The sequence below is a fragment of the Kineococcus deserti genome, from assembly GCF_050871945.1.
GTDB lineage: Bacteria > Actinomycetota > Actinomycetes > Actinomycetales > Kineococcaceae > Kineococcus.
In genome coordinates this window covers 22,467-39,363 of record NZ_JBJLSI010000004.1, presented here as the reverse complement: position 1 = coordinate 39,363, position 16,897 = coordinate 22,467, and the positions used below count along the sequence as shown (strand labels likewise).

Below are 16,897 nucleotides of genomic sequence, written 5' to 3'. Positions count from 1 at the left end.
TGGGGGCAACCACCCAGGAGGGCAGACATGGACGCGGGAAGCGCGAGGACGATCGTGGTCGGCGTGGACGGCAGCCGGACGGGGGAGTCGGCGGTGGTGTGGGCGGCCCGCTGGGGTCTGCCGGCCGACGCCCGGCTCCAGCTGGTCCACTGCGTGGAGGAGTCGCGCGCCGGCGGTGGACGTTTCCCGCCCGCGCGCCGGGCCGCCGTGGCCGCCGGTCGCCAGGCCCTGGCGACGGCCGCGGAGCTGGCCCGGCAGGCCGACGCCTCCCGGACGCTGGTGGAGGAGTTCTCCTGGCACAGCCCACGGGTCGAACTCCTGCCGGCGGCCGGGGCGGCCGACCTCGTCGTGGTGGGCACGCGGGGGCGGCGCAAGGACGCGCCGCTGTTCGGCTCGACGGCGAGGTACCTCGCCGACCACTCCGCCGTCCCGGTCGCGTTCGTCCCCGTCGGCGCCGAGGAACCCACGGGAGCACCCGGTGTGACCGTCGGGCTCGACGGTTCGCCCGCCTCCGAGGAGGCCGTGACGATCGCGGCGCGCTACGCCGCGGCGGCCGGGGCGGTGCTGGAGCTCGTGGGGATCGTGAGCCTGGAGGCGCCGGGCGTGCCGACGCGACCGGGGAACTACGTGCACCGGCTGGAAGCCGCCGAACGTCACCGCGTCGACCAGGTCGACGCCGCCCTCGCCCGGATCGCCGCGACCCACCCGGGGCTGGTGACCAGGACCCGGATCGTCGAGGGCGCCTTCGCCTCCGACGCCCTGCTGCAGGGCTGGAGCCGAACGGACGGGTCGGAAGGGTGCGGTCTGGTCGTGACGGGGCACCGCGGCCGCGGTGCGTTCCTGTCGGCGTTGTTCGGCTCCACCACCACCACGCTGGTGCGGCGCTGCCCGGTACCGCTGATCGTCGTCCCGGCCCCGGTCCCCGCCGTCCTCCCCGACGCGGTGGCCGAGGAGGGCGAACGGAGCACGGCACGCTCGTAGGGGTCAGAAGCTCGAGCGCGGAACTCCCTGACCGGGGTCGATCTGTTCCGGGCCCTGCGCGGACGGGCGGACGTCGATGTCGAAGATCGCCGTGGGCAGGTACACCGTGGAGCAGGAGTTCGGGATGTCCACGACACCCGACAGCCGTCCTTCGATGGGCGCGGCGCCGAGGATCATGTACGCCTGCTCGGGGGTGTACCCGAACTTCGTGAGGTAGTCGATCGCGTGCAGGCAGGCGCGCTGGTACGACAGGTGGGAATCGAGGTAGCGCTGCTCGCCGTCCAGCGTCACCGAGGTCCCGGAGAACGCCAGCCACTGGCTGAACTGCGGGTCGGTGGTGCCCGGCATGAACACCGCGTTCTCCCCGACGCCGTACGTCGTCATGCCGCCCGGGATCACGTCGACGTGCAGGTCCATGAACCCACCCATCTCGATGGCACCGCAGAACGTGATCTCCCCGTCGCCCTGCGAGAAGTGCAGGTCGCCCATCGACAGGTTCGCGCCCTCGACGAACACCGGGTAGAAGACCCGGCTGCCCCGGGTGAGGTTCTTGATGTCCTGGTTCCCGCCGTTCTCCCGCGGCGGCGCCGTGCGGGCCGCCTCGGCGGCGGCCTGCTCGAACGCGTCGCCGGACAGGGTGCCCAGCAGGGCGTCCTGCGGCAGCGGCGGCAGGGCCAGCGGCGGAACCCGGTCCGGGTCGGTGGCGATGAGAGCGCCCTCGCGCTGGTTCCAGCGGGCCAGCAGGTCGTGCGAGGGAGCGGTGCCCATCAGGCCGGGGTGCACGATGCCCGTGAACGACACCCCCGGGACGTGCCGGGACGTGGCGACCTGGCCCCGGAAGTCCCAGATCACCTTGTAGGCGTCGGGGAACTGCTCGGTGAGGAAACCCCCGCCGTTCTGCGTGGCGAAGATGCCCGTGTACCCCCAGCCCTGCCCGGCCAGCGGGCCGGAGTCCTCCCCGGGGATGGGGCCGACGTCGAGGATGTCGACGACGAGCAGGTCCCCGGGGTGGGCGCCGTCCACCGCGATCGGGCCGGACAGGACGTGCACCGTGGACAGCGGGGCGTCGCGGATGTCGTCGGCGTTGTCGTCGTTGTGGATGGCGCCGTCGAACCACTCCCGGCAGTGGACCCGGAAGGAGCTGTCGGGCCGGACGTGCACCTGCGCGGGCACGTCGGGGTGCCAGCGGTTGTGCCCCACGAGGTCCTGCTCGGAGAACCTCTTGCGCGAGTCCAGGGGGAAGACCAGTTCAGGCATGTCTGTGCTCCTTGTTCGGCGTTGACGCTTGCGAGTCCTCACTGGTGCCGGGGGTGGTCGGGGGGAGGGTGACGGTCGCGGGCCGGCGCAACAGGGCGAACAGTCCGACGAAGGCCGTCACGGCGAACACGGCCAGCACGACCGCCGTGGCCGTGGTGTTCGGTGCCCACGTCCCGGTGAGCAGCATGAACGACGGCACGGCGCCGGTGACGATGCCCTGGGCCACCGCGACGGCGCCGGTGTAGCGCGTCAGCGCGGTGCGGCCACGGGCGAGCACCAGGAAGAACAGGAACCACAGGAAGGCCCACATCAGCCAGACGACGCCGAACGCGGGATCGTCGAACCGGCCGAAGTTCAGCCCGGAGTAGACCAGGGCGCACGCGGCCACGAACGCCGAGAACCAGCCGAGCCCGGTGCCGTCCAGGCCCAGCAGCGTGCCCATCGCCACGTACAGGTACGTGAACCCGAACAGGAACAACCCCGAGGCGGCGAGCACGGCGTCGGGATCCCCGCCCGAGGAGAACACCAGCCACGTGGGGGTCAGGACCTGCAGACCTCCCACGAACAGGTTGATCGGCACGGCGTCGCGCGCGCTGACGAGACCCAGCAGCGCGAGCCCGTTGATGACCAGGACGGCTCCGACGTAGAGCAGTCCGACACTTCCCATCGACGATTCACCTCCAGGGGACGGCCGGCCGGTTCAGGGCCGGGGCAGTCGCGCCAGGGCGGGATTCGGCTCGGGCCGGCTCTTCGCCGTTCTCGCGGGTCCGCCCGTGCGGCGTGGTGGCGGAGCGGACACGACGTCGGGTTCGCTCGCGGTCCGTTCGGTCGCGTCGATGAGCGACAGCGCCCCCCGGGCCCGGGTGCCCAGCAGGGGAGGGCTGAAGACGCGGGACGACGACCCGCCGCACTGCGGGCAGGTCCCGGTGGGTGGAGCGGTACCCATCGCGTGGCGCTGCTCGAACACCCCGTCCCGCGCGCAGCGGTACTCGTAGCTGCTCATCCCGACCTCTCCGTCGGTCCGCTCCGGTGGCGCGTGCCACCTGGTGCCGACCCAAACGTCCCGGGGGACGCGAGTCCCGGGACGTTGGTCCCGGGACCGGTCGTGCGTCAGGTTCGCGCCACGGAGCAGCAGCTCGGTGGACCGGTCGGTCAGTCGGCCGGGTTCAGCGTCTCCGGGTCCGCGTCGGTGTCGGCCTCGTCCCCCGAACGGGCGCCGTCCTCGCTGTCGGTGTCGCGCAGGTCGCGCGGGTTCAGCTCCTCGGGGTCGGCGTCGGGGTCGAGGCCGGGCTGGTCGTTCTGCTGCGGGTCGCTCATGCGTCCCAGCGTTGCCGACGGGCGGTGGATCCGCGCGCCGAGGCGCCGCCGGCCCGTTCCGTTGCGGGACCGAAGTCCCTGGGCCGGGGAGGAGTGCGGGGATGAGCGTGGGGGTGGAGGTGCGCCGTGGGAACTGCGGTCGTCGTCGGGTTGGTCGTGCTGGGCGTGGTCCTGCTGGCGGCGCTGCTGTCGGTGCGCATCGTGCGGCAGTACGAGCGCGGTGTCGTGTTCCGGCTGGGCCGGCTGATCGCGGTCCGGGACCCGGGGCTGCGGTTGATCGTGCCCGTCGTCGACGTGCTGCGGCACGTCTCCCTGCGCATCGTCACGATGCCCATCCAGTCGCAGGGGATCATCACCCGCGACAACGTCAGCGTCGACGTCTCGGCCGTCGCCTACTACGGCGTCGTCGACCCGGCGCGGTCCGTCGTCGTCATCGAGAACGTCTCGGCGGCCATCAACCAGATCGCGCAGACGACGCTGCGCAAGGTCGTCGGCCAGCACGTGCTCGACGACATCCTGGCCGACACCGACCGGATCAACGAGGACATCCGCCGCATCCTGGACCGCACCACGGGCGTGTGGGGCGTCGACGTGACCCTCGTGGAGCTCAAGGACATCCAGCTGCCGGCCGGCATGCAGCGGGCCATGGCCAAGCAGGCCGAGGCCGAACGGGAGAAGCGGGCGAAGATCATCAACGCCGAGGGGGAGATGCTGGCCGCCGACGCGCTGGGCCAGGCCTCCGACGTCATGACCGAGCACCCGCTGGCGCTGCAGCTGCGGACGCTGCAGACGCTGGCCGAGATCGCGGTCGACAAGAACAGCACGGTCGTCCTGCCCGCACCGCTGATGTCGACGATCTCCGAGCTCGGCACGTTCCTGCAGCACGAGACGGCCGCGGCTCAGGTGTCGCCGAACGGCGCCCGGAAGGCGCGGGCGACGCAGGCGGAGCGGGAGGAGCCCGGGGACCAGCCGGCGACGTCGAGCGTTCCCGGCCCACCGGGCACCGCGTAGCGCTCCTACGCCGGGGCCACCGTCGCGACGGGGAGTTCCGCACGGAGGTTCGCCACGACGTCGGAACCCGTTCGCAGCCCGAGCCGCTGCAGCGCCAGCAGGGCCGCCCCGCCGACCGCGCCCAGTGCGGTGGGGACCAGGTCGGTGACCGTCGTTCCCGGAACCCGCAGGGAGGTGCGCAGGCGCTGCCGGAACGCGGGCGCCTGAGCCAGGGAACCCGTCAGGGCGACCGGAACCGGCGTCCCGCCCACGAGGGGAGCCAGGAGCAGCACCCCTGAGGCGGTCCGGTCGGTGAGCTCCCGCAGCGCCCGGTCGGCCACGGGGGAGGCGTCGGCGAGTTCGGTGACGGCGGGCGCGAGCGCGCCCCAGCGACGTTTCGCCTCGTTGCGGTCCACGGTCGCCAGGTCGAGGAGCGTCGACCGGAGGGCCGCGACGTCGGAGGCGCCCCAGTGGTCCAGCACGCGGGTGAGGAGGTCGGCGTCGGCCGCCGTCGCGCGTTCCTGCAGCAGTTGGTGGACGACGTCGAACACCAGGTGCCGGGCCGCTCCGGCGTAGTGCTCGAACTGCCCGCTCTCGACCTCGCGGCCGTCCCCGTCGATCGCCAGGACCATCGAACCGGTCCCGGCGACCACCACGACACCCGGCCGGCCGAGCAGCGCACCGCGGTGGGCGACGACGGCGTCGTTGACGAAGACCACGGGGCAGTCCAGCCACGGCATCGGGTAGAACTCCCGGGCCGCGGCCGGCGTGAGGCCGCCCTGGTTCGACCCGCGCCGGGCGATGCCCGAGACGCCCGCCACCAGGGCGCGGGCGTCGGTGGGGGTGAGGCCGCCGGCATCGAGGGCCGAGCGCACCGTCGAGGTGAGGTTCGCCGCGGCGTCGTGGTCGTGGTGGGCTGCGCCGGCGGGGCCCAGGGCCGTCGACAGCGGGCGGCCGTCGAGGCCGAAGCAGCCGACCCGTGTCTCGGTGCCGCCGGAGTCGACGGCGACGACGAAGCTGCGCCCGCGCTGGCTCATGGGGGGTGAGCCTAGGTGCCGGAACACCGGTGGTGGCGGCCACCGGCGGTGTGGCGCGGAAGTGACCACGGACCCGGTCGGTAGGGTCACCGATCGTGTCGCCGCTGGTCCGCATCGCGACGCGGACCTACCCACCCGACGTGGGGGCCGCGCCGTTCCGCCTCCGTGCGCTGGCGAAGGCCCTCGTGGAGCGGGGTTGCGAGGTGGAGGTCCTCACCGCCTCCCACCCCGCGGCCGGTCCCGGAGACCCAGGGGTCGCCACGCGCCGGGCCCCCGTGCTCCGCGACGCCGACGGCACCGTCCGCGGCTACCTGCCCTACCTCTCCTTCGACGTCCCGCTCACCGCGCGACTGCTCACCGGACGTCGGCCCGACGTCGTCGTGCACGAACCCCCGCCCACCACCGGCGTCGTCACCCGGCTGACCTCCCGGCTGCGGGGGATCCCCTACGTCTCCTACCTGCCCGACGTCTGGTCGCAGGGCGCGGTCGCGGCCGGGGCACCGGTTCCCGTGCTGCGGGCCGTCGAGATCGCCGAGACCACCGCGCTGCGCGGGGCCGCGCGGGTGCTGGCCGTCACCGACGGCATGGCCCGGGAGGTGATCGGGCGCGGGGTCGCGGCCGAGCGCGTCCGCGTCGTCGGCAACGGGGTCGACGTCGACGTCTTCCGGCCCGGCCCCCCGCTCGCCGCGCACGGGCTGCGCGTGGTCTACAGCGGGACCATGTCGGAGTGGCAGGGGGCGGAGGTGTTCGTCCGCGCCTTCGCGCAGTTCGCCCGCGAGCGCCCCGACGCCCACCTGACGATGGTGGGGGGAGGTGTGGACGTGCCGCGGCTGCGGCAGCTGGCCCGCGACCTGCCGACCGTGGACCTGCCCGGCACGGTCCCGCCCGAGCGCGCCGCCGAACTGCTCGCCTCCGCCGACGTGGCGCTCGCCTCGCTGGTGCCGGGCACCGGCTACGACCTCATGTCGCCGACGAAGATCTTCGCCGCGACCGCGTGCGGGACACCCGTGCTGTTCGCCGGGGTCGGCAGCGGTGCGCAGCTCGTGCGCCGGCACGACCTGGGGTGGGTCGTCGAGCACGACCCGCACGCCGTCGCGCAGGCGCTGCGGTCGGTGACCGCGCCCACGGTGCACGACCGCGAGCGCCTGCGCGCCTGGGCCCTGGAGCACGGCTCGCTGGCGGCCGCGGCCCGGCGGGCGGCCGACGCGGTGCTGGAACTGCTGTGACGGTCATCACCGCCGGGACGGCCCTCGGCGACGCGCTGACCACCGCCCTGGCCGTCGCGTGGGTGCTCGTGCCGGGTGGGGCCGTCCTGCTCGCCGCGGGGATCCGCAGCGTGCCGCTGCTGCTGGGCGCCGCGCCCGCGACGACGATCGGCGCGTCCACCCTCGCCGCGACGGTCAGCGGCCTGACGGGCGCCCGGTTCAGCTGGTGGCTCGTCCTGGCCGTCACCGCGGCAGTGGCCGCCGTCGCCGCGCTCGTGCGGGGGCGCGCCGAGCGGCCGGAGCTGCCGCGGGGGCCGCTGCTGCCGGCGGGGCTGCTGGTCGCGGCGGCCGCGGCCACGGCGTGCGTCCTGTTCCGGCGGGGGACCGGGACGCTGGCCACCCCCAGCCAGGAGCACGACACCATCACCCACACCCTGGTCGTCGCGCGGATCCTGCGCAGCGGTGACGCGGCGCCGTGGCGGGGGCAGGCCCTCGACGTCGTCACGGGCGAGCCGGCCGTCTACTACCCCAACGGGTTGCACCAGTGGGCGGCGCTGGTCGCCGGCAGCGGCGGGGTCGACGCGGTCAGCGCGCTGAACGCCACCAGCGTCGTCGTGCTCGCCGTCGTGCAGACCCTCGGGCTGCTGGCCCTGGCCTCGCGCACGCTGCCGCCGGCGTGGCTGCCGGCCGGGGGCGTGGCGGCGATCGCCTCGGTGCTGGCCTACCAGCCGGTCCAGGCGATGCACCACGACTCCGGCGCCCTGGCCAACGCGGCCGCCATCGCCTTCGCCCCCGGCGTCGTCGCGCTGCTGCTGCCGCCCGCGCGCGTGACCGGCCGGGCCGTCGCCGGGGTCGTGCCGGCCCTGGCGCTCGCCTGCGCGGGCGCGGTCACCGTGCACCCCAGCGCCGTCCTCACCGTCGCCGGCGGGTTCGCCGGCTGGCTGGTGTTCACCGCCCTGCTCTCGCTGCTCCCCTCCCGCGCGGAAACAACAGTCTCCGTCGCCGAACGGGGGGTCCGGAGGACGGAGACTGTTGTTTCCGCGGGGAAGTGGTGCGCCGGGCTGACGGTGGCTGGGCTGCTGGCGGGGGGCCTGGTGGGGGCCGCGCTGGCGCAGGCGGCGGCGACCGGGGGCGGGTCGAGCTCGCGGTTCGCGCGGGACGTCCCGCCGCAGTCCTGGCCGGACGCCCTGCACCGCGTCCTCACGCTGCCCCTGCAGGGCGGGATCGACCCCGAGGCCACCCACGAGCAGTGGTGGCTGGCGGTGGCCGTCGTCCTGGGCGCCCTGCTGGCCGGGCGCAGGGCCGGGGCCGTCGCGCTGACCTGGCTGGTCTGGTCCGCGGTCGCCGCGGCCTACCTCGTCGACGTGCACGGGTTCGTCCTGGACCTGGTGTGGGACAGCGCCTGGAACTCCTACTACCGGATCGTGGCGCACGGCAGCGCGTGGGCGTGGCTGCTGGCCGGGGTGGCGGTCGTGCGGCTCGCCGACCTGGCCGGCCGCCGGTCCGCGCCCGTGGTGTCGACCGTCCTCGGGCTCGTGCTCCTCGCGGGGGCGGCCGTGGAGTCCGGACCCACCGAGGTCGCCGCGCTGCGCGAGCGGTACGCCGACCCCACCTACCAGCGCGTCGACGCCGACGACCTCGCCGCGGCCCGCTACCTCGCCGACCACGTCACCGACGGCGAGCGCGTCCTGAACTCCGGCAACGACGGCTCCACCTACGCCTACGTCCTGGAGGGCGTGCCGGTCCTGGCCACGACGGCCGTCCCCGGCCCCGCCCAGCCCGGCCTGCGCACCCTGCTGGCCCGCTTCCGCGACCTGCCGGCCGACGCGGAGGTCGCGCGCCTGGTCGAGCAGGAGGACGTCGGCTGGGTCGTCGTCGACGCCGACGCCCCCGGGCTGCCGCTCAAACCGGCCGACGCGCAGTTCTTCGGCGTCCCCGGCTACGCGGTCCCGCCGGGTCTGGTCGACCTGGACTCCGTGCCCGGCCTGACCAGGGTGTTCACCAGCGGCACCGTCGGTGTGTGGAAGGTGGACGTGCCGTGACCTGGCACCCTGTGGCGGTGCACTCCCCGCAGCAGGTGGTCGAACGTGTCGTCGTGGTCGTCGTCGCCTACGACCGTCGCGACCTCCTCCTGGCCGGTCTCGACGCCCTCGCCGCGCAGTCCCGCCGCCCCGACCTGGTCGTCGTCGTCGACAACGCCAGCTCGGACGGCTCGCCGGAGGCGGTGCAGCGGTGGGCGCAGGTGCACGAGCTGCCCGTCGACCTCGTCGTCCTGCCCCGCAACACCGGTGGTGCGGGCGGGTTCGCCGCCGGGCTGGCCCGGGCGGTGCACCGGCACGCCGCCGACGCCGTCTGGCTCATGGACGACGACACCGTGCCGCGTCCGGAGGCGCTCGAGGCCTCGCTGGCGGCGATGCGGAGCACCGGCTCGGCCGTCGTCGCCAGCCGCGTCGTGTGGACCGACGGGCGCGAGCACCCCATGAACACTCCCCGCGAACGTCCCGGCGTCAGCGCCGCCGAACGCGCGGCGGCCCGCCGCGCCGGGTGCGTCCCGGTCCGCTCGGCCAGCTTCGTCGCGCTGCTGCTGGACGCGGCCGCCGTGCGGCAGGACGGGCTGCCCGAGGCGGCGTTCTTCCTGTGGAACGACGACTTCGAGTACACGACGCGGCTGCTGCGGCACCGCCGCGGCGTCTCCTGCCCGGCCAGCGTCGTCGAGCACCGGACGAAGGTCTTCGGCTCCACCGACGCCGACCCGGGGGAGCGGTTCGTCCTGGAGGTCCGCAACAAGCTGTGGACCTTCACCCGCTCCCGTCCGCTCGGCGCGCGCGACACCGTCCTGTACGGCGGGGCCACCGTGCGCCGCTGGGCCCGCACGCTGGCCCGCTCCCAGCGCCGGGACGTGCTGGTCGAGGGGCTCCTCAGCGGGCTGCGGCAGGGCCTCGGCCGTCCTGAGCCCACCGCCAGCGTGCTGCGCGGCCTGGGCGAGGTCTCCGAGGACGTGCGCGCGGTCGAGGCCGCCGCCGGCCGCGCCGTGGGGTCCGGATCCCCGATCGCCGGGGCTGAGTCCTCGAGCACCGGATCCTCGATCGCGGGGGAGGTGCCGCGGTTCTCGGTGCTGCTGCCGGTGTGGGCCGGGGACGACGTCGAGCAGCTGCGGCGGGCCGTGGCCAGCGTCACGACCGATCAGCACCTGCGGCCGGACGAGGTGCTGGTCGTCCGCGACGGGCCCGTGCCCGCGGACCTGCAACGCGCCCTCGACGCCCTGGACGCCCTCGAGGGCGTGCGGGTCCACGAACTGCCCGAGAACGTCGGCCTGGCCTGCGCCCTGGAGGAGGGGCTGCGGCACTGCACGTTCGACGTCGTCGCGCGGATGGACGCCGACGACGTGAGCCTGCCCGACCGGTTCGCCCGCCAGCTGCCGGTCATCGCCGCCGGCGCGGACCTGGTGGGTGCGGGGCTGCTGGAGATCGGCGCGCACGAGGACGACGTCGTGGGCCGGCGCGTCCCGCCGACGGGCGCGGCCGAGATCGCCCGGTACGCCCGCTTCCACGACCCCTTCAACCACCCCACGGTCGTGTACCGCCGCTCGGCCGTCGCCGCGGCCGGCGGGTACCGCGACCTGGACCTCATGGAGGACTACTGGCTGTTCGCGCGGATGATCGCCGCCGGCGCCCGCGTGGAGAACCTGCCCGAACCGCTCGTGAAGTACCGGGTGGGGGCCTCGCCCGACGCGGGGTCCTACGCCCGGCGCGGAGGGTTGCGGTTGTTCCGCTCGGAGCTGAGGCTGCAGTGGCACCTGCGCCGCGAGGGCTTCACCTCACCGGCCCAGGCCGCCCGCAACGTCGTCGTCCGCGGCGGGTACCGGTTCGTGCCCACCCGGATCCGCACCGTCGCCTACCGGGCGCTGATCGCTAGGGGGACAGGGCGTTGACCGCCGTCACCGACACCACACCACCCGCGGACACGACGGCCCTCGCGCGCGTGCCGGAGGTCCGCTCCATCACCGGCCTGCGCATCGTCGCCGCGGTGTGGGTGCTGCTGTTCCACTGGAAGTTCACCCCGCTGCCGGACTGGGGCGGGGTGCGGGCCTTCCTCACCCCGGTGGTCGACTCCGGTCACCTCGGGGTCGACCTGTTCTACGTGATCTCCGGCTTCGTCATCACGCTGACGTACGTGGAGAAGATGGGCCGCCGGCCGCGGCTGCGCGCCTGGGTGGACTTCTGGTGGGCCCGCATCTGCCGCGTCTGGCCCGCGTACGCGGTCGTCGTCGTCCTCTTCGGCGGGTGGCTGCTGTGGCGGCGCAGCATCGACCCGGCGTTCTACGCCTACCAGGGCGTCCAGCCGGACCTGGGCTGGTGGGCCTGGGTCGAGCAGCTGCTGCTGGTCCAGCTGTGGCACCGCCCCGACTTCGACGGGGCCAGCTTCGTCGGGGCGACCTGGTCGGTGTCGGCCGAGATGGCCGCCTACGTCGCCTTCCCGCTGCTCGCGCTCGTGCTGCACCGGCTGAAGGGGCTGCCGTGGTGGCTGCTGCTGGCCGGGGCCGTCGCGCTCATGGCGCCGGCCGCGCTGCGCAGCTACCAGACCGGGGAGATCTACTGGGACTACAGCTGGCTGTCGCGGATCTTCACCTGCTTCGGCGCCGGTGCGCTGGTGTGCCTGGCGGTGCGCAAGCTGCAGGCCGGGCCCGTCTCCGGCGCCCGTGCCGCGGTGTGGGCGCCGCGCATCGCCTGGATCCTGGTCCTGGAGTCCGTGCTCGTCGTCGGCTGGGCCGCCGGCCGCCCCTACGACCGGTTCGCCGTCGTGGCGGTCCTGTTCCCGCTGCTGGTCGGGGCGCTGGCGCTCACCGACCGGGGGCCCTCGTCCTTCCTGTCCCGGCCCGCGATCGTGCTGGGGGGCCGGATCTCGTACAGCGTCTACCTCGTGCACGTGCCCGTCTACGAGATCTTCTGGACGTTCCAGCGCGAGGTCCCGCAGATCGCCCCGGGCGGGCCGTGGACGAGCTTCCTCGTGCCCAACCTGCCGATCGTGGCGATCGGTCTCGGGTGGGTCCTGTGGAGGTTCGTGGAGGAACCGGCCCGCCGTCGACTGCGCGCGGTGGGCCGCGCGCGCCTCACCCCGCGTCGTTGACGGGGCTCGCCGCGTGGGACGGCTACGCTGACGCCACCATGCCTGAGCACAGTGCTGCCCCAGACCTGATCAGTGAGACGGAGCGAACGAGGGTGACCCAGCAGTGAACGCAGACCTCGTCGTCGTCGGATCGGGCTTCTTCGGGCTCACCGTCGCGCGCCAGTGCGCGGAGGACCTCGGGCTGAAGGTCCTGGTCATCGACCGCCGCGACCACATCGGCGGCAACGCCTACTCCGAGGCCGAGCCGGAGACCGGCATCGAGGTGCACCGCTACGGCGCGCACCTGTTCCACACCTCCAACGAGCGCGTGTGGAACCACGTCAACCGGTTCACGAAGTTCACCCCGTACGTGCACCGCGTGTTCTCGACCTACCAGGGCGGCGTCTACTCGATGCCGGTCAACCTGCACACGATCAACCAGTACTTCGGCAAGGCGCTGGGCCCGGACGCGGCCCGCGCGCTCGTGGCCGAGCAGGCCGGGGAGATCGACACCGCGGCGGCGGAGAACTTCGAGGACAAGGCGATCTCGCTGATCGGCCGTCCGCTGTACGAGGCGTTCTTCAAGGGCTACACCGCCAAGCAGTGGCAGACCGACCCGAGGAACCTGCCCGGCGCCACGGTCACCCGCCTGCCGGTGCGCTACAACTACGACAACCGGTACTTCAACGACACGTACGAGGGTCTGCCCGTCGACGGGTACACCGCGTGGCTGGAGCGGCTGGCCGACCACCCCGGCATCGAGGTCCGTCTCGAGACCGACTTCTTCGACGGGAACCAGCAGGTCTCCCAGGGGAACGTCGTGGGGAACGTCCCGGTCGTCTACACCGGCCCGGTGGACACGTACTTCGGCAACGCCGAGGGCGAACTGTCCTGGCGCACGCTCGACTTCGAGCAGGAGGTCCTGCCGATCGGCGACTTCCAGGGCGCGCCGGTCATGAACTACGCCGACGAGGACGTGCCGTACACCCGGATCCACGAGTTCCGGCACTTCCACCCCGAGCGGGACTACCCCAAGGACAAGACCGTGATCATGCGGGAGTTCTCCCGCTTCGCGGTCGCCGGCGACGAGCCGTACTACCCGGTGAACACGCCCGAGGACCGCACCAGGCTGCTGGCCTACCGCGACCTGGCCTCGCGGGAGAAGGGCGTGCTGTTCGGCGGCCGGCTGGGCACCTACAAGTACCTCGACATGCACATGGCGATCGGGGCGGCGTTGTCGATGGTGGACAACAAGCTGACTCCGCACTTCAAGGACGGCGCGGCCCTCGTGGCCGGTGGGGTGGACGCATGACCACGGTGACTCACGGGAACGAACTGCACCTGGAGGCCTCGCGGGGCCTGGCCCCGGACGACGGGGCGTGGCGCGAGGTCCACCGCATCGTCTTCCCCTCGCGCGCCGACATCGACGTGCTGCCGCTGTACGTCGACTTCTCCCAGTCCGAGGGCTACGCCTCGGCGGAGTCGGACTCGATGGAGTTCGTCAACACCGGTGGCGGGGACCACGACACCGAGGCGGCCGGGAACCGGCGCAGCCTCACCGTCCCGGCCGGCAAGCGCTACTCGCTGGGGTCGTACTTCAACGCCTTCCCGGCCAGCTACTGGCGCCGCTGGACGCGCGCCGAGAAGGTCCGCTTCGACGGCACCTTCGCCGGCTTCGGCACGGTGACGCTGTTCAAGTCCAACGCCCGCGGCTCGCGTCAGCGCGTCACGTCCTGGCGCGTGGACGGCGAGGCGCGGCTGTCCGAGGAACTGACCCTCGCGCCGTTCGCCGACGGCGGCTGGTACTGGATCGACGTCGCCGGTGGTTCGCAGGAGCTGACCCTCGTCGAGGCCGCCTGGAGCGCGCCCGTCGCCGACCAGCCCGCCGGGAAGGCGACGATCGGCGTCACGACGTTCAACCGGCCCGACTACTGCGTCAAGACCCTGGGCGCGCTGGCCGCGGACGCCTCGGTGCTCGAGGTCCTCGACGAGATCGTCATCGTCGACCAGGGCACCCAGAAGGTCCGCGAGGAGGACGGCTTCGAGGAGGTCGCCGCCGCGCTGGGCGCCAAGCTGCGCATCATCGAGCAGCCGAACCTGGGCGGTTCGGGCGGTTTCGCCCGCGGCATGTTCGAGACCGTCCGCGCCGACAAGAGCAAGTACGTCCTGCTCCTGGACGACGACGTGAACATCGAGCCCGAGGGCATCGTGCGCGCCGTGCAGTTCGGTGACGCCTGCCGCAAGCCGACCCTCGTCGGTGGGCACATGTTCGACATGTACGACCGGTCGGTCCTGCACACCCTGGGCGAGTCGGTCAACCTCTACCGGTTCTTCTGGGGCCCGGCCCGCGGCCTGTACCACGGCCACAACCTCGCGGCCTCGAACCTGCGGCAGACGCCGTGGATGCACCGCCGCGTCGACACCGACTACAACGGCTGGTGGATGTGCCTCATCCCCACCGAGGTCGTCAAGGAGATCGGGCTCTCGCTGCCCGCCTTCATCAAGTGGGACGACGCCGAGTACGGCCTGCGCGCCATGGAGCACGGCTACTCCACGGTGTCGCTGCCCGGCGCCTGCGTGTGGCACGTGTCGTGGAACGACAAGGACGACACGATCGACTGGCAGGCCTACTACCACGAGCGCAACCGCTTCCTGGTGGCGCTGCTGTACTCGCCGTACGAGCGCGGTGGCCGGCTGTTCCGCGAGAGCAGCTACACCGACGTCAAGCACCTCATCTCGATGCAGTACTACGCCCAGACGCTGCGCAACCGCGCGCTGAGCGACCTGCTCAAGGGCCCGGGGCACCTGCACGAACTGCTCGGCAGCACGTTGCCGGCCATCCGCGGGCTGCGCGCGCAGCACCCGGACGCGCAGGTCGCGGCCGAGCCGGACGCGTTCCCGACCCCCAAGCGCGGCAAGCCCGCGCACAAGGGCAAGGAACCGCAGGCCCCGCGCAAGGGGATGCTGCTGCCGTGGGCGGCGCAGGCCGCGCTGCGCCAGCTGCGCCCGGCCAAGCCGGAGTCCTCCCAGCGCCCCGACGCCACGCTGGCCGCCAGCGAGGGCAAGTGGTGGGAACTGTCGCTGTACGACAGCGCCGTGGTCTCGATGGCCGACGGCAAGGGCGCGGTCTGGTACCGCCGCGAGCCGAAGAAGTTCCGCGCGCTGCTGGCCGAGTCGGCCGACCTGCACCGCCGGATGCTGACGTCGTGGCCGCAGCTGCGCGCCGCGTACAAGAAGTCGCTGCCGGAGATCACGTCGATGCAGGCCTGGGCCAAGACCTTCGGCGTCGACCTGTCCGAACCCCCTGCTGAGTCCCGGGTGGAGAACTGACCGTGACCACCGACACTGCGACGGCCCCGCTGGTGGCCCCGGGCCACGGCTCGGGGCTGCTGGACGTCGTCCGGTACCGGTACCTGCTCAAGCTCCTGGTCCGCAAGGAGATGCGGGTCCGCTACCGCGGGTCCGTGATGGGCCTGCTGTGGTCCTACGTGAAGCCGGGCGTGCAGTTCGCCGTCTTCTACTTCGCGATGGGGGAGTTCCTCAAGCTCAACGAGAGCATCCCCAACTTCGCGGTGTACCTGTTCTCCGGCATCGTCGTGATCAACTTCTACACCGAGGCGTTCGGCAACGCGACGCGCTCGGTGGTCGGCAACGCGCCGTTGATCAAGAAGATCTTCCTGCCCCGGGAGCTGTTCGCGGTCTCCTCGGGGTGGGTCGCGGCGATCCACTTCCTGCCGCAGCTGGTGGTGCTGCTCATCGCCTGCCTCGCCACGGGGTGGCGACCGCTGCCCCAGCAGATCGGCGGGGCGCTGCTCGGGTTCGCCATCGTGGCGGTCCTCGCCGTCGGGCTCGGGCTGCTGTTCGGGGCGATCAACGTCCTGTACCGCGACTTCGAGAACATCGTCGACCTGCTGCTGATGGTCGTGACCTGGACCTCGCCGGTGCTGTACGACTGGCACCGGGTCGCCGAGGCCGTCGGCGGCCCCGACTCGTGGTTCATGACGCTGTACCAGCTCAACCCCGTGACGGCCGCCGTGGAACTGTTCCACTGGGCCTTCTGGTACCCGACCGGGGACGTCCGGGCCGCCGCCGTGCCACCGGAACTGCCGCCGCACCTGCTGTGGTCGGGCCTGTGGGGCCTGCTCATCGCCTTGGTGCTGCTGGCCGCCGGTCAGGCGGTCTTCCGCCGCATCGAGGGCCGTTTCGCCCAGGAGCTGTGATGAGCGTGACGACTTCCAACACATCGAGCGTTCCGGGGGCCGCCGTCCCCGGCGCCCCCACCGCCATCGAGGTCCACGGCCTCGTCAAGGACTTCACCCTGCGCCACAACCGCTCCCTCAAGGAGCTGGCGATGGCCAAGATCCGCCGCAAGCCGATCTCGGACAACTTCCGGGCGCTGCACGGCATCGACCTCACCGTCCACCAGGGTGAGTCGCTGGCGCTGCTCGGCTTCAACGGCTCGGGCAAGTCGACCCTGCTGAAGCTGATCTCCGGCGTCATGCGCCCCGACGAGGGCACCATCGGCGTGCGCGGCCGGATCGCCGGGCTCATCGAGGTCGGCGCCGGGTTCCACCCCGACCTGACCGGCCGGGAGAACGTCTTCCTCAACGGCGCGATCCTCGGCATGGACGAGGCGACGATCACCGCCCGCTTCGACGAGATCGTCGCGTTCAGCGAGATCGAGCGCTTCATCGACACCGAGGTGAAGTTCTACTCCTCGGGGATGTTCCTGCGGCTGGCGTTCGCCGTCGCCGTGCACACCGACCCCGAGGTCTTCCTCATCGACGAGATCCTGTCCGTCGGTGACGAGCCGTTCCAGAAGAAGTGCCTGGCGCGGATCGAGGAGCTGCGCGCCGAGGGCCGCACGCTGGTGATCGTCAGCCACGACCTCGACATGGTCGCCGGGCTGTGCACGCGCGGCGTGCTGCTGGAGCAGGGGCGGATCGTGGCCGACGACACCGCCGTGGAGGTCGTGGCCCGGATGCGCGGGCAGGGGTGAGCTCG

The 16,897-nt window shown here is 73.0% G+C and carries 15 protein-coding genes; 10 read left to right on the top strand and 5 right to left on the bottom strand.

What is annotated here, in order from left to right; translation table 11 throughout:
* Positions 1–27 precede the first annotated feature (27 nt).
* On the top strand, positions 28–981 hold the full coding sequence (locus ACRYR2_RS04580; protein WP_432561649.1) for a universal stress protein: 954 nt from the start codon (positions 28–30) through the stop codon (positions 979–981).
* Positions 982–984: 3 nt separating this feature from the next.
* Here ACRYR2_RS04580 and fmdA read toward each other — a convergent pair whose 3' ends face one another.
* The 4 genes from fmdA to ACRYR2_RS04560 form a co-directional block, all read right to left on the bottom strand.
* Complete coding sequence (fmdA, locus tag ACRYR2_RS04575) at positions 985–2,238, bottom strand: formamidase (protein ID WP_432561648.1); 1,254 nt, start codon at positions 2,236–2,238, stop codon at positions 985–987.
* A complete protein-coding gene (locus tag ACRYR2_RS04570) occupies positions 2,231–2,905 on the bottom strand; it encodes an AmiS/UreI family transporter (RefSeq protein ID WP_432561647.1) in 675 nt (224 codons plus the stop codon). Before ACRYR2_RS04570 ends, fmdA begins: the two co-directional genes overlap by 8 nt.
* 33 nt (positions 2,906–2,938) lie before the next feature.
* On the bottom strand, positions 2,939–3,241 hold the full coding sequence (locus tag ACRYR2_RS04565) for an FmdB family zinc ribbon protein (protein WP_432561646.1): 303 nt from the start codon (positions 3,239–3,241) through the stop codon (positions 2,939–2,941).
* A gap of 149 nt (positions 3,242–3,390) precedes the next feature.
* Positions 3,391–3,555 (bottom strand): hypothetical protein, encoded by a 165-nt coding sequence (locus tag ACRYR2_RS04560; RefSeq protein WP_432561645.1) that lies wholly within the window; start codon positions 3,553–3,555, stop codon positions 3,391–3,393.
* A gap of 126 nt (positions 3,556–3,681) precedes the next feature.
* Here ACRYR2_RS04560 and ACRYR2_RS04555 point away from each other — a divergent pair, with 126 nt between their 5' ends.
* Positions 3,682–4,566 carry a slipin family protein gene (locus tag ACRYR2_RS04555; protein WP_432561644.1) on the top strand — a complete coding sequence of 295 codons (885 nt, stop codon included), beginning with the start codon at positions 3,682–3,684 and terminating at the stop codon, positions 4,564–4,566.
* 5 nt (positions 4,567–4,571) lie between these two features.
* Here ACRYR2_RS04555 and ACRYR2_RS04550 read toward each other — a convergent pair whose 3' ends face one another.
* Positions 4,572–5,582, bottom strand: coding sequence for a BadF/BadG/BcrA/BcrD ATPase family protein (locus ACRYR2_RS04550; protein ID WP_432561643.1), 1,011 nt, complete (start codon positions 5,580–5,582; stop codon positions 4,572–4,574).
* A gap of 95 nt (positions 5,583–5,677) precedes the next feature.
* On the opposite strand from ACRYR2_RS04550, the gene ACRYR2_RS04545 reads away from it, so the two are divergent.
* The 8 genes from ACRYR2_RS04545 (at position 5,678) to ACRYR2_RS04510 (ending at position 16,892) form a co-directional block, all read left to right on the top strand.
* Positions 5,678–6,808 (top strand): glycosyltransferase family 4 protein, encoded by a 1,131-nt coding sequence (locus ACRYR2_RS04545; RefSeq protein WP_432561642.1) that lies wholly within the window; start codon positions 5,678–5,680, stop codon positions 6,806–6,808.
* On the top strand, positions 6,805–8,829 hold the full coding sequence (locus ACRYR2_RS04540; protein ID WP_432561641.1) for a DUF6541 family protein: 2,025 nt from the start codon (positions 6,805–6,807) through the stop codon (positions 8,827–8,829). Before ACRYR2_RS04545 ends, ACRYR2_RS04540 begins: the two co-directional genes overlap by 4 nt.
* Positions 8,826–10,718, top strand: a complete 1,893-nt coding sequence (locus ACRYR2_RS04535; RefSeq protein WP_432561640.1) for a glycosyltransferase — start codon at positions 8,826–8,828, stop codon at positions 10,716–10,718. The genes ACRYR2_RS04540 and ACRYR2_RS04535 overlap by 4 nt, the downstream gene beginning before the upstream one ends.
* Entirely contained in the window at positions 10,715–11,914 is a 1,200-nt protein-coding gene (locus tag ACRYR2_RS04530) for an acyltransferase family protein (protein ID WP_432561639.1), read from the top strand. Before ACRYR2_RS04535 ends, ACRYR2_RS04530 begins: the two co-directional genes overlap by 4 nt.
* 103 nt (positions 11,915–12,017) lie before the next feature.
* Positions 12,018–13,205 (top strand): UDP-galactopyranose mutase, encoded by a 1,188-nt coding sequence (glf, locus tag ACRYR2_RS04525; protein ID WP_432561638.1) that lies wholly within the window; start codon positions 12,018–12,020, stop codon positions 13,203–13,205.
* The gene (locus tag ACRYR2_RS04520) at positions 13,202–15,223 is read left to right on the top strand and encodes a glycosyltransferase (protein WP_432561637.1); all 2,022 of its coding nucleotides are present in this window, start codon (positions 13,202–13,204) and stop codon (positions 15,221–15,223) included. The genes glf and ACRYR2_RS04520 overlap by 4 nt, the downstream gene beginning before the upstream one ends.
* Positions 15,220–16,113, top strand: a complete 894-nt coding sequence (locus ACRYR2_RS04515; protein WP_432561819.1) for an ABC transporter permease — start codon at positions 15,220–15,222, stop codon at positions 16,111–16,113. The genes ACRYR2_RS04520 and ACRYR2_RS04515 overlap by 4 nt, the downstream gene beginning before the upstream one ends.
* Positions 16,113–16,892 (top strand): ABC transporter ATP-binding protein, encoded by a 780-nt coding sequence (locus ACRYR2_RS04510; RefSeq protein WP_432561636.1) that lies wholly within the window; start codon positions 16,113–16,115, stop codon positions 16,890–16,892. The genes ACRYR2_RS04515 and ACRYR2_RS04510 overlap by 1 nt, the downstream gene beginning before the upstream one ends.
* Positions 16,893–16,897 lie beyond the last annotated feature (5 nt).

Bases quoted from the DNA above. Each gene is read 5' to 3' on its own strand.
- ACRYR2_RS04510 (WP_432561636.1), top strand. From the start codon at position 16,113: ATGAGCGTGACGACTTCCAACACATCGAGCGTTCCGGGGGCCGCCGTC.
- fmdA (WP_432561648.1), bottom strand. From the start codon at position 2,238: ATGCCTGAACTGGTCTTCCCCCTGGACTCGCGCAAGAGGTTCTCCGAG.
- ACRYR2_RS04560 (WP_432561645.1), bottom strand. From the start codon at position 3,555: ATGAGCGACCCGCAGCAGAACGACCAGCCCGGCCTCGACCCCGACGCC.
- ACRYR2_RS04565 (WP_432561646.1), bottom strand. From the start codon at position 3,241: ATGAGCAGCTACGAGTACCGCTGCGCGCGGGACGGGGTGTTCGAGCAG.
- ACRYR2_RS04550 (WP_432561643.1), bottom strand. From the start codon at position 5,582: ATGAGCCAGCGCGGGCGCAGCTTCGTCGTCGCCGTCGACTCCGGCGGC.
- ACRYR2_RS04580 (WP_432561649.1), top strand. From the start codon at position 28: ATGGACGCGGGAAGCGCGAGGACGATCGTGGTCGGCGTGGACGGCAGC.
- ACRYR2_RS04570 (WP_432561647.1), bottom strand. From the start codon at position 2,905: ATGGGAAGTGTCGGACTGCTCTACGTCGGAGCCGTCCTGGTCATCAAC.
- ACRYR2_RS04520 (WP_432561637.1), top strand. From the start codon at position 13,202: ATGACCACGGTGACTCACGGGAACGAACTGCACCTGGAGGCCTCGCGG.